At 42.1% G+C, this 13,165-nt stretch carries 12 protein-coding genes; 1 reads left to right on the forward strand and 11 read right to left on the reverse strand.

Annotated elements, in window-relative coordinates; translation table 11 throughout:
- Positions 1–234 precede the first annotated feature (234 nt).
- Positions 235–1,263, forward strand: coding sequence for a 3-deoxy-7-phosphoheptulonate synthase (locus tag ACSAJE_RS04880; protein ID WP_118689771.1), 1,029 nt, complete (start codon positions 235–237; stop codon positions 1,261–1,263).
- A gap of 52 nt (positions 1,264–1,315) precedes the next feature.
- Here the strand turns inward: ACSAJE_RS04880 and ACSAJE_RS04885 are convergent, their stop codons facing one another.
- The 11 genes from ACSAJE_RS04885 to ACSAJE_RS04935 form a co-directional block, all read right to left on the reverse strand.
- Positions 1,316–2,302 carry a beta-propeller domain-containing protein gene (locus ACSAJE_RS04885; RefSeq protein ID WP_458009826.1) on the reverse strand — a complete coding sequence of 329 codons (987 nt, stop codon included), beginning with the start codon at positions 2,300–2,302 and terminating at the stop codon, positions 1,316–1,318.
- Positions 2,303–3,502 (reverse strand): pyridoxal phosphate-dependent aminotransferase, encoded by a 1,200-nt coding sequence (locus ACSAJE_RS04890; protein WP_118689773.1) that lies wholly within the window; start codon positions 3,500–3,502, stop codon positions 2,303–2,305.
- A 160-nt stretch (positions 3,503–3,662) separates the two neighbouring features.
- Positions 3,663–4,772, reverse strand: a complete 1,110-nt coding sequence (locus ACSAJE_RS04895) for an LCP family protein (RefSeq protein ID WP_118689774.1) — start codon at positions 4,770–4,772, stop codon at positions 3,663–3,665.
- A gap of 85 nt (positions 4,773–4,857) precedes the next feature.
- Complete coding sequence (locus tag ACSAJE_RS04900) at positions 4,858–6,222, reverse strand: PFL family protein (RefSeq protein ID WP_118689775.1); 1,365 nt, start codon at positions 6,220–6,222, stop codon at positions 4,858–4,860.
- A gap of 20 nt (positions 6,223–6,242) precedes the next feature.
- A complete protein-coding gene (locus ACSAJE_RS04905) occupies positions 6,243–6,515 on the reverse strand; it encodes an ACT domain-containing protein (protein ID WP_022025962.1) in 273 nt (90 codons plus the stop codon).
- A 37-nt stretch (positions 6,516–6,552) separates the two neighbouring features.
- Positions 6,553–7,377 carry an MBL fold metallo-hydrolase gene (locus tag ACSAJE_RS04910; RefSeq protein WP_347559498.1) on the reverse strand — a complete coding sequence of 275 codons (825 nt, stop codon included), beginning with the start codon at positions 7,375–7,377 and terminating at the stop codon, positions 6,553–6,555.
- 26 nt (positions 7,378–7,403) lie between these two features.
- A complete protein-coding gene (locus tag ACSAJE_RS04915; protein ID WP_458009827.1) occupies positions 7,404–9,581 on the reverse strand; it encodes a cell division FtsA domain-containing protein in 2,178 nt (725 codons plus the stop codon).
- Positions 9,582–9,638: 57 nt separating this feature from the next.
- Positions 9,639–10,319: a uracil-DNA glycosylase gene (locus ACSAJE_RS04920; RefSeq protein WP_022025959.1), complete on the reverse strand. Its 681-nt coding sequence runs from the start codon at positions 10,317–10,319 to the stop codon at positions 9,639–9,641.
- 25 nt (positions 10,320–10,344) lie between these two features.
- Positions 10,345–11,103 (reverse strand): imidazole glycerol phosphate synthase subunit HisF, encoded by a 759-nt coding sequence (gene hisF, locus ACSAJE_RS04925; protein WP_458009828.1) that lies wholly within the window; start codon positions 11,101–11,103, stop codon positions 10,345–10,347.
- A gap of 21 nt (positions 11,104–11,124) precedes the next feature.
- On the reverse strand, positions 11,125–11,730 hold the full coding sequence (hisH, locus tag ACSAJE_RS04930) for an imidazole glycerol phosphate synthase subunit HisH (RefSeq protein ID WP_458009829.1): 606 nt from the start codon (positions 11,728–11,730) through the stop codon (positions 11,125–11,127).
- A gap of 154 nt (positions 11,731–11,884) precedes the next feature.
- The gene (locus ACSAJE_RS04935) at positions 11,885–13,123 is read right to left on the reverse strand and encodes a tyrosine-type recombinase/integrase (RefSeq protein WP_458009830.1); all 1,239 of its coding nucleotides are present in this window, start codon (positions 13,121–13,123) and stop codon (positions 11,885–11,887) included.
- Between the last annotated feature and the right edge of the window lie 42 nt (positions 13,124–13,165).

The following is a 13,165-nucleotide window of genomic DNA, read 5'->3' on the forward strand; positions in this document are numbered from 1 at the left end:
TTTATTTCTTACCATTTATGTAGGAAATAGCCTGTAAAATGGCGGAAAGACGAACAAATCTTGTCATTTTCAACCACGGAACCCGCAAATTTTCAATTGACGATTTACACGACTTCTTTTACAATAAAAAATTGTGTGACTATGTATGGCAGATTTGACAAACTATTTGTCCTGCCAAAAACAACAAAATAAAATACGCTTTGCAGCAAATGTCAAAGCAGAAGGAGGAAAAATATGGGAAAAACCTATGTTAAAAAAGTGATGTCACCGGAGCAGCTATTAAGCGAATATCCACTTCCGGAAGCCCACAAACAGTTAAAAGCACAAAGAGATGAGGAGATTAAAAAAGTCTTTACCGGTGAATCTGACAAATTTTTAGTAATCATTGGTCCTTGTTCTGCTGACAACGAAGATTCTGTATGTGATTATATTGGCCGTTTGGCAAAGGTTCAGGATAAAGTTAAGGATAAGATCCTTATCATTCCAAGAATCTATACCAACAAGCCTCGTACTACCGGGGAGGGTTATAAAGGAATCGTTCATCAGCCGGATCCGGAAAAAGCACCCGATCTCGCTGAAGGTCTGATTGCTATGCGCAAGATGCATCTTCGCTCTATCGCTGAAACTCATTTATTTGCAGCAGATGAGATGCTCTATCCTGAAAACTGGCCATATCTTTCTGATATCTTATCTTATGTTGCCATTGGTGCACGTTCTGTAGAGAATCAGCAGCATCGTCTGACCGCCAGCGGTATTGATATTCCTTGCGGCATGAAGAATCCAACCAGTGGTACTTACAGCATTATGCTCAACTCTTGTATCGCCGCTCAGGGAAGTCATACATTTATGTATCGCGGATGGGAAGTTAAGACAGATGGCAATCCGTATGCACATACTATTTTGCGCGGTGCCGTTAATAAACATGATCAGAGCAAGCCTAATTATCATTATGAAGATATGATCCGTCTGGCAGAAATGTACAGTAAACTTAACCTAAAGAATCCGGCCTGCATCGTTGATGCTAACCATTCAAATTCTAATAAGTGCTACTACGAGCAGCCAAGGATTGTTTATGAAGTATTACACAACCGTAATGTTTCAGATGAGATCAAGAAATTAGTCAAAGGTGTTATGATCGAAAGCTATATTGAACCGGGCAACCAGAAGATCGGTGATGGTGTTTATGGCAAATCTATCACAGATCCTTGCCTTGGATGGGATGAAAGTGAAAAGCTGATCTATAATATTGCTGACCGCTTATAATGTTTATCATAATATATGATTTCTTTCAAGAACTGCCACTCTGACAAAAACGTTAGAGTGGCAGTTCTTGTATTTTTCCTGTGCCGTGTGCAAATAAATACAACTCATTGGCACGTATCTGTCCAAGCACCGGCGTCTCATATTGTTCACTGTGCCACACTTCCTTAAACCCTATCGCGGCATTATAATTCAATAAAACATACCGATACGTCGATTTTTCCGGATTCCACACACATAATCCAATATAACCGCGTCGGTTATCCACGATCACATTTTCCTGCGGTCGATTTTGAGGATATATTTTGGACTGCTGCTCCCCGGTATCTGATCGCATACACAAAGTCACTTCTTTCCCAAAGTCTATATTCACCTGCAAATTTAAATCTCTATCATAAGGAACTAATGTATGATCTGATCCTTGAACTTGTTGATACCATTTATTTTTTTGCAATGCTTTATCTCCATTGACGGTATCCTCTTTCGTCTTTGGCGAATTCTTTGGCTCTTTAAGCTGCCACCGGGCAGCGTATAACCGATATCTTGTCCTGCATCCCAAATATAGGCTTATAGCAGACGGCTTGTCCTTTTGTTTAGTCACAACCCACAGATATTCTCCCGACAGGTTGGTTCCCATCAAACTGCCTTGCTGCTCATAGGTTTGCTCTTCCACAGGTTTCTGCGGATCCGATACCTCGTAAACCGTTGTCCGTATCTGTTTTTTCTCATGAATATCTTGTATAATATACACTCGCGCGCCATACTTCCAAAAAATCGTCGGATGTGAGAATTGCTTTTCATATACTTTTGCAACACCATTGCTATCGGTGCGGTAAATACCGAATAATGCATCTCCTGACGTATCCTGCTGCACAATATAGCTATAATCCCCCTCAGATTCTGCTTTATCTGCAAACACAAAAGAGGCTTCTGGCACTTGGTCCGGTTTAACCGCCTGGTTCTTTCTTGAAAATGTGATCATAAAACAGACAGCAGTCACTAGGACTGCTGCCATAATAATAATGTATTTGATTCGTTTCATTTATTCCAAACCTTTTAAGAAACTTTCGATACGATCTAAGCCCTTTTCGATCTGCTCAATAGAGATTGCATAGGACAAACGCAAATGATCGTCAAAACCAAAGTCAGCGCATGGTACAACTGCGGTGTTATACTCATTGATCAAAATCTCTGCCATGCGTGCTACCGTACCGACTTTCTCACCCTGGTAAGACTTATCTAATACTTCACCGGCATCAACAAATACATAAAATGCACCCATTGGCTCGATGCAGCTGACAAGCGGCATCTTCTGGATTCTCTCATACATGTATTTGCGTCTCTTATCAAATTCATCATGCATTGCTGCAACAGAGTCCTGTGGGCCGTTTAATGCTTCTACGGTTGCTTTCTGTGCAATGGAGTTTGGATTAGAAGTCTGATGACTCTGTACACTACCCATCATCTTCGCAATTTCTTTGGAAGATCCGGTATAACCGATTCTCCAGCCAGTCATCGCATAGCTCTTTGCCACACCACTGCAAGTGATTGTTCTGTCATAAATATCTTTGCCAAGAGATGCAATGCTGACATGCTTCTGCTCGCCATAAACGAGATTCTCATACATCTCATCAGCAACTACATAAAAATCGTTTGCAACAACAACTTCTGCAATTGCACGAAGCTCTTCCTCTGTATACAACATACCGGTTGGGTTATTTGGTGTATTTAATACAAGAGCTTTGGTCTTGTCTGTGATCGCAGCCTTAAGATCATCTACGGTCAGCTTGTAGTTCTGCTCCTTGGTTGTCTTTACAATAACCGGAACACCTCCTGCAAGCTTTACGATCTCCGGATAGCTCAACCAGAACGGAGCCGGAATGATCACTTCATCGCCCGGATTGATCAATGCTGTAAATATATTTGTCAAAGAATGCTTGCCACCATTGCTGATCACAATCTGATCCGGTGCATAGTCCAGATTGTTAAAGCTCTTGAATTTCTTAGAAATTGCCTCTTTCAACTCATTTGTTCCAGAAGCAGGCGTATACTTCGTAAAGCCACTCTTAATCGCATCAATAGCAGCATTGCAGATATTTTCCGGTGTATTAAAATCCGGTTCACCTGCACCAAATCCTACTACATCTTTGCCCTGTGCCTTTAATTCCTTTGCCTTAGCAGTGATTGCCAACGTGGATGACGGCTTAACTGCTGCTGCTTTCTTTGATAATTCTAATGACATAGTCATTCTCCTTTCATTGATTCCCATTACTCTTTTGGTGAGATCTTGTCGAATCCGCACAAGCTCGCCTCGGCACATCATATCACAAAAGTATACTTGCGTCAATGTATAATTGTATACAATTGTTCAATCCGGATCATTCTGCATCTCTCATGCATTTTTACTGACCAACCGTAATATTGGCACCCTCTTCTTTTTCCCCCTTGGTTGCGAGTGTACTACCATAAATAAACTTCTGCATTTTATTGACACTCTTAGACAACGGATCCGGCAAAATGATCGACATCTTTCTGGCACGAGTGATCTTATACCCGCCCTCCACAGGAACATTGAGCGTATAGATCTTTTTGTTCTGATCCCGCACCTGTACTGCCATCGCAATATAGTTGACCAGATCTTCTTTTTTGATATTGGTCGTAAGCATCGGCAGGATCTTCGGTATCATAGCAACCAGTTCCAGTGTTGACTTGTCGATCACACGTTTATAAAGTGCTGTCATGACCGTACGATGCCGAAGTGTTCTTGCAAAATCACCGCATTCTCCATCACGCATAACATAACGCACACGTGCAAAACCAAGGGCTTGATTCCCATTCATATGATTTTTACCAACCGTCAACGTATGGTTAGATGTGTCTGATATATAATTTGTACTGTTTAAGTATTTGACCTCTTGTTCGTCCAGCGTAATATCAATGCCACCAACAGCATCCACAATTTTTTGAAATGAATCAAAATTAACCAATACATAACCATCTACTGCGATACCAAAATTTTTCTTGATCGTTTTGATCAAAGTTTTCATACCACCATTATGGTACGCCGCATTGATCTTATTGTCCGAAAATCCCGGTATCTGCACATACGAATCACGCATAATAGAAGTTAACTTAAGCTGATTGTCCTTTTGATTGATCGTAGCGATCATAATACTATCTGTGCGACCTCTTCCACCACCAATACTCTCTTCACCACACAACAAAATATTGATAACATCTTTGTTGGTAGAGACGCTCTCTGCACTATCTAAATGAATACTATTCGGATCCAACTCTTCCAAATTACCGGTATTTTCATCGGTATCAAAATATTCCTTTGCAGCCGGGGTATCATTATCTTCTAATCCTTTGATATTCATTTGATGGTAATAATACGTAAATGCGCCATATGCGATCCCCCCAAGCAAAATAACAGCGATCAGAATACCGATCAATATTTTGGACCATAAGGGCAGTCTTTTTTTATCTGCCGATTTTATTTTATTATTCACTCTAATCCTCCATGTGCCTGACAATCCCTAAATCCGGAATCATCAGGCACAATTCATATACATGATTCTTTTTGTCACTGACCGCTTAGTTTTTAAAGCTGTGAATTGGTGCCGGGATGCGTCCACCACGATTAATAAACTCTTCACAATCAAAAGCATTCACCGGCATTACCGGTGCATATCCAAGCAATCCACCAAATTCAACTGTTTCTCCGACTTTTTTGCCAATAACCGGGATCAATCGAACTGCTGTTGTCTTCTGGTTGACCATACCGATCGCCATCTCATCCGCAATGATGCCGGATATCGTTGTCGCTTTGGTATCGCCAGGTATAGCGATCATATCCAGACCTACAGAACATACGCAAGTCATTGCCTCTAATTTTTCTAAGGTCAAAGCTCCCTCCGTCACTGCATCGATCATTCCCTGATCCTCGCTGACCGGAATAAAGGCTCCACTTAATCCACCTACATAAGAGGAAGCCATAACGCCACCCTTTTTCACTTGATCGTTCAGCAACGCTAATGCTGCTGTCGTTCCCGGTGCACCGGCCTTTTCCAGACCCATTTCCACGAAAATATCTGCAATGCTGTCGCCAATTGCCGGAGTCGGAGCCAAAGAAAGATCAATGATTCCAAATGGAATACCAAGTCTCTCTGATGCTTCTCTTGCGACCAACTGGCCAACACGTGTAATCTTAAACGCTGTCTTCTTGACTGTATTACAAAGTGTTCCAAAATCTGTTCCATGAACGGACTCCAATGCCTTGCGCATAACACCCGGTCCACTGACACCAACATTAATTATCTCATCTGCCTCCGTAACACCATGGAAAGCACCCGCCATAAACGGATTGTCATCCGGTGCATTACAAAATACAACTAATTTAGCACAGCCAATGCTGTCTTTCTCTTTGGTTGCTTCTGCTGTCTGCAAAATGATCTCGCCCATCATTTTTACTGCATCCATATTAATTCCGGTCTTTGTAGATCCCAAATTCACGGAACTGCAGACAAAATCTGTTGTTGCAAGAGCCTCTGGGATCGACTGGATCAAAAGTTCATCACTCTTCGTCATTCCTTTAGACACCAGGGCACTGTACCCACCGATAAAGTTGACACCTACCGTTTTGGCTGCCTTGTCCAGAGTCTGTGCAATACGCACATAATCCTGCGGTGTTTTACATGCAGATGCACCAACTAAAGCGATCGGAGTTACCGAAATTCTTTTATTTACAATTGGAATACCAAACTCTTTCTCGATTGCCTTTCCTGTTTCGACAAGATCTTTTGCAACCGTTGTAATACGATTGTATATCTTGTCGATCAAACGATCCAAATCGTTATCGCAGCAGCTAAGCAAGCTAATGCCCAGCGTAATTGTACGAACATCCAGATTTTCTTTTTCTATCATATCATTGGTTTCTAAAACCTCATGTATGTTAATCATAGTATCCTCCATTTCTGTCATTAAATACGATGCATTTTGTCAAAAATATCTTCACGCTGTGCCTTGATAACACAGCCCATTTCTTCCCCGATCTGCTCTAATTCATCAACAACGACACCAAATTCTTTGGCGCAGTCTTCCAGATCTACAATCATCATCATATTAAAAAAGCCACCCACGATCGTCTGTGAGATATCCAAAATATTAATGGTGTTGTTTGCCAGATATGTGCATACCTTTGCAATGATCCCTACGCTATCTTTACCTACTACGGTTACTACTGTTTTTTTCATGATGTCCTCCATTTCCATACATGATCTGTATGTCTTTTTATATTGTAACAAGCTGTGATGGCTTGTCCCTCTCGGCTACTTGTAACTGAAATGGAACTTCTTTAGAGCCCATTTCCTCCCATATCTGGCATCGTACTGCTTCATATGCCAATGCCGGATAATTGTTCTCTTTGGATAAATGTGCCAAAAATGCATATTTCAAATGATCCCCCATCAAACTGCATAACAGCCGTCCGGAGTCCTCATTGGACAAATGTCCCCATTCTCCCAAAATACGACGCTTGAGCGGATACGGATAATGTCCTGCCTCCAACATACTGATGTCGTGATTTGCTTCAATCAGCAACACATCGCTGTCCTCTAAATGATCTACAATGTAGTCATCGTACACCCCAAGATCGGTTGCCATGCTGACCTTTTGCCCGTCTGCTTCCACAGTATAACATACCGGATCAGCAGCATCATGTGACATTTTGTATGGCATGATCTGCATATCACCCATTCCTACCGGTTGATCTGCATAAAGTTGAAATAGATTTTCTCTTTTTATGACATTTTTTTTATCCTTTTCACAGATTTGATCTAATGTGCCTCCCGTTGCATAGATCGGCACTTCAAATTGCTTTGCCATCATGGGTATTCCTTGAATATGATCTGAATGCTCATGTGTCACAAAAATGCCGTCTAACTGCTCCGGTTCGACGCCAATACTGTGTAGTCCCTCCACAATTCTTTTCCGGCTAATGCCGGCATCTATCAATATGTTTGTTTTCTCTGTGCCGACATAAATACAGTTTCCACTGCTTCCGCTGGCTATACTGCAAACTTTCATGATATTACTACATTCCTTTCTCCACCGCATACTTTACGCCCAGAGTTACTAAAGTCCTAACGGGTAACCCAGCGCAGGATAACGGCATCGTGTTCTGCTAAAGGCTGGCTGAATTCTGCATCCATACCATTTATCTTAATCTCCATATAATCGCCATGCGCCTTACTGGTGTCAATCGGGTAAATATCTAACACATCCACTAATATATAATGTGTCTTTCCACGCAACGCATAAGGTTCGCCATTCACCGTGATCGCAAAATCTTTCTCCGGATCAAAGCTCTGACTCTTCTGCTCATCTGTGATATTCTCTGTGTTTACCGTTTCTGACGATTGACTTTCATCTGTCGTATCTCCGACAGACATCGGTTCGTGCGATCGTTCTATAGCTGTCATATCACTGCTGCCCATGGATTCCTGCGGCGCAGCTTCCGTCTCATGAAACTTGTCCGTTATTTGGCAATCTACCGAGAAATTCTCGTATACCTTTGTCTGCAGATTTGCCGGAACATGATTGACAAGTACTTCCCCCTCCGCAGCAATATCCATAAAGTCTAACAGCTGTTCCAATGTGTAATATGGCAATATCTCAATCTTATCTTCATTTTGAATTTCATAATACGCAGATACCAATTGCCCGTTTGCAGAGACAAAGCAAGGACAGTCGACCTTGGCGCCATTGACATAGAAAGAAATCGCACTCTTGTACTCCGGCAGTGCTTGTATCTCTATGCTTCCCGGCTTTCCCTTCGTCGATACTTCAATTTCTATCACATCATTTTGATGAATTGGCGTTGCAATGGAAGCTTCCTCTCCATTCACGCGGATAACCGCAGATTCTCCCGGCTCTCCCCGCTGCATACGTAAGTTTCCCTGTACATAATAGGCAACTGCATCGCCTCGCTGTGGAAATACCTTATCATTCGTAAGCCCTTTTTGAAGCGCAGCATCTATAACCGTAAGATTTCCCTTATCATAAAGCTTAATACGCTCCCCATTCACAGAGACGAACACAAAATTATTACGTTGCTCATAATAATTCATACATATACCGATCGGTGTAACCAGCAGAGAATCTATCTCTAAATCCTGACGCAGAAACGTAACCTCACGAAGCACTTCCGAACCACGCAATGCAACCCTTTCTTTTGCCACTCCCAAATACTCTGCCAGACATTCCGTAAATCCTGTGATCTTACCGCCGCCTCCGACAACAAACACAGCACTTACTGACTTATCTCCATTTAATTCTATGATCTTCTCTGCAACCTGTTTTGTGATCGATTGCACATTTTCTCGAACAACCTCTGCAATATCTGAAGACTTTACTGTCATCGGCAGTCCCATAATATCCTGAAATTCTACTTCTTCCTGCTCGGTACTCTCGCACTTCATGCGATCTGCTTCCTGAAAATCTACCAAATAATGCTTGGCAATACATTCTGTTAATTCGTCACCTGCCGCAGGTATCATGCCATAGGCGATAATACTGCCATCTTTCGTGATCGATATATCAGAAGTTCCCGCTCCAACATCAACCAATGCAATATTCAACAAGCGAAAACGTTCCGGTATTGCAATATTGATCGCAGCAATTGGCTCTAACGTCAGATTTTCGACATGTAAGCCTGCACGTTCCACGGCTGCATACAATCCATCCACAACTTCTTCCGGTAAAAATGTTGCGATCAACTCTGTACGTATTTTAGAACATTTATGCCCCTCCAAATTCGTAATCGGATAATCATTCTGATAATAACGCATGACCGAGTAACCGACACAATAATATTTGAGTCCACTGTTATCAGACTGCCGCAATGTCTCATGTGCCTTTTCTACCGCAAGCATGTCAAGCGAATACACATGTTCTGTCGTCACAACAGTCTCTGTCGTAAAGGTAACTTCCGCTTCCTGCTCTACTGTCTTTAATACACGACCGGCAGCAGCAATACATACATTATTTAACTTCTTGCCCGTCAACTGTTCCAATTGATCACTCACAGAACGGATCGTATCTGCCACTTTACCAATATCATGGATCTGACCATCTAACATTGCCCTTGTTTCATGCTGCACTGCGGCCTGTGCCACAACAACAAAATGACCGTCAGGCTGTCTATAACCGACCGTCCCCACGATACTTCTCGTTCCTATATCTAAACCAAACACAAAATCGTCCGGTAATTGTGCCTCTGCAGAAACTACTGCCTTCTTCTCTGCGTCACTTAAATTCATAATCCCAGAACCTCCCGTCCTGTTGGTAGTAATGTTTCTCGCTCATTATATCACACATCAATGGCAATTTTCAATTTGCCAGTCGATTGGTGCGATACCATGCTCCTCTAAGAAACTATTTGCTTTACTGAAATGTTTGCATCCAAAAAAGCCGCGGTATGCAGACAATGGACTTGGATGCGGAGCTTTAAGTACTAAATGTTTCGGATTGGTCAACATCGGGATCTTGCTCTGTGCCGGTCTGCCCCAAAGCATATAAACGATCGGCCGATCCTGTGCATTAACTGCCTGAATGACTGCATCTGTAAACTGTTCCCAGCCTTTGCCCTGATGGGAACCTGCCTGATGAGCCCGCACCGTCAACACTGTGTTCAACAATAGTACTCCCTGATCCGCCCACTTCTTTAAGTATCCGTTGTCCGGGATATCACAGCCCAGATCATTGTGCAATTCTTTATATATATTTTGCAGCGACGGTGGTATCTCCCGCTGATCCTGTGGCACCGAAAAACTAAGTCCATGTGCCTGGTGCACATTATGATATGGATCCTGTCCTAATATTAGAACTTTCACTTTGGAAAGAGGCGTAAAATGGAACGCATTAAAAATGTCATCTGCAGGCGGATACACAACACACTTGCTATATTCGTCTTTCACAAAACAAAACAGGTCTTTATAATATTCCTTGCTAAATTCCGGCTTTACCGCATCAAGCCAGTCATTGGTTATCATTGCCATTGGTACTCTCCATTCTATGCTCTTCCTACAATCGAACACTAATGCCCTGATCTCGTAAATATTCCTTCACTTCTCTGATCTCCAGCTCTTTATAATGGAATAACGAAGCCGCTAATACCGCATCTGCTCCCGCTTCCGTAAAGGCATCGCGAAAATGCTCTAACTTGCCCGCACCGCCCGATGCGATTACCGGAATTGATACATTATCCGAAATGATCTTGGTCAACTCCAGATCATAGCCATCTTTCGTTCCATCGCAATCCATGCTGGTAAGCAGGATCTCTCCGGCACCTAACTTGTCTGCCTTCATCGCCCATTCTACCGCATCAATGCCCATATCAACTCTGCCACCGTTTTTATAAATATTCCAGCCACCATCCGGTCTTCTCTTGGCATCAATTGCCACAACCACGCACTGGCTGCCAAACTTTAGTGCTGCCTCTGAGATCAAGGTTGGATTGGCGATCGCGGCCGAATTGACCGACACCTTATCCGCTCCCTCTCTGAGCACCTGACGAAAGTCTTCAACGGTACGGATCCCGCCGCCAACCGTAAACGGAATAAAGACGGTTTCTGCAACACGGCGTACCATATCAAGCTTTGTTGCTCTGGCATCCGAGGATGCCGTAATATCCAAAAAGACAAGCTCATCCGCACCAGCCTGTCCGTATGCTGCTCCAACGACAACCGGATCTCCCGCATCTTTCAGATCCACAAAATTAACTCCCTTGACCACGCGTCCATTATTTACATCCAAACATGGAATAATTCTCTTGGTAAACATAATTATCGCCTCTCCATTCTGTTAAAGGTTGCAAAAGTTCTTCAATATCTGTAATCCAATATCTCCACTCTTCTCCGGGTGAAACTGGCACGCAAATGTGTTGCCGCTTTCTACCGAAGCATGGATCGGTACGATATATTCGGTTGTTGCCGCCACGTCTTCCTCTCTTGCAGCCTGTAAATAATAGGAATGAACAAAATATACATATGCATCCTGTGGGATCCCCTGAAACAGTCTTGCTCCCTCTTTGATCTGAATAGAATTCCACCCCATATGTGGAATCTTGAAGCCTTTTTTCGGCGGAATTGCCTTGATCTTGCCCGGCAATACACCAAGTCCTTTTACGCCCGGCGTCTCGTCGCTTTCCTCAAAAAGCAACTGCAGTCCTAAGCAGATGCCCAGAAACGGAATCTGTTTTTCATTTACCTCACGAATCACAGATACCAAATTGTATTTATGTAGTTTTTCCATCGCATCGCCAAACGCACCTACACCCGGAAGAATGACCTTATCCGCTTTCAGGATTTCCTGTGGATCTCGTGTGATCTTTGCCTCTTCTCCCAAAAATTGCAGTGCATTTTCCACGCTGCGAAGGTTGCCCGCATCGTAGTCTATTATAGCTATCATTGTTGTATATCACCTCTGCTGTCGTTGTTTTGTATGGTTTTATGCGGCTTAGCGCATATTAACCTTTTACGTTTTGTTTCCTATAGTTCCTTATTATTACACCATATTGTACAATCTAATTCGTAAATAATTCGTAAAACAAAATTTATACGAATTAGCCTTGTAATGCTTTTGCCAGGTTATTGACCTCATCAATTTGCATCTCTGTCGGTCTGACATCCACATAATTATCCATTGTTGTTCTTACATTACCATGTCCTAATATTGCCTGCAATGTTTTTAGCGGAAGCCCTTGCATATTGGTTGCAAACGTATGTCTACAAATATGCGGTTCAAACTTTTCAATAGGATCATTTGGATACGCTAAATTGTAACGCTTAATACAATTTGCAAGATATTCCTCAACATGACTTCTTACGATCGTCTTCCTGCTTCTTGTTGAGAGAAAGACAAATCCCTCATATGCCTTCCCCAGTTCATCATAACATACTGGTTCTATGTCACCTTTAAGATATCGATTCTTCAACACAGATACAAAAGCATTATACACACCTTCCGTCATAGGTATATACCTTACACCATTATGCGTTTTAGGTGCCGATACGACATGTTTGTGATTAATCAGCATCAATTGCTTATTAACCCTGATAACACGCTGTTCCATATCAAGATCATCCATCGTCAATCCACATAATTCTGATGCTCTTAGCCCCGTCCAGAATAAAATGTACAACATATCATAGCAATGCCTGCTGTGAGCATCCGCTGAGCAAAACTCAAGAAACTTATTCATTGTCTGAATAGGAACCGCTTTCCTCGGCTTACTATCACTCCGATCAGTTGTAATCCTTCGAAATGGATTTTTTGCTATGTAATCGTAATCGACTGCATACTCAAATGCCCGTTTAATCAAACTGATCTGTGTCTGAATAGATGAACCTCTATACTTTTTCTTCATATCAGCAAGCCAGTTTTCACAATGCTCAGGTCGTATTTTTCCAATCTCCATATGTCCCAGTTTATACTGTTTTAAAGTATTTACTGTAACATTATAACCTACCTTTGTATTATGACTCAAAGCTTTCTTACTATATAGCTGATCCAGATATTTCTCCACTAACTCCAGTAAAGTTAATCTAGAACCTTCTATATCCAAATTATCCTGCAATAATGCCTCTATTTCAGCCTCCTTTTCTCGCAAGCTTTTTCCAGATCTTTTTCCTTTTGGAAGTTGATCTGTAACTTCCAACCTATAGGAACTTATAACCCGTTCTTTTCCTAATCCATCTTTGTAACGATATTCATATCGTTTTGTTTTTGGGTTATAAAATTCATTCGGTCTCAAAGTTTTTCTTGTAGGTTTATGTTTGTTAATTCGTGATTTATTCGCCATATTCTCAGCCCTCCATTAAAAGTGCCTCGAATGCGTACACAT

The sequence above is a fragment of the Jutongia sp. SJQ-6 genome, from assembly GCF_054161275.1.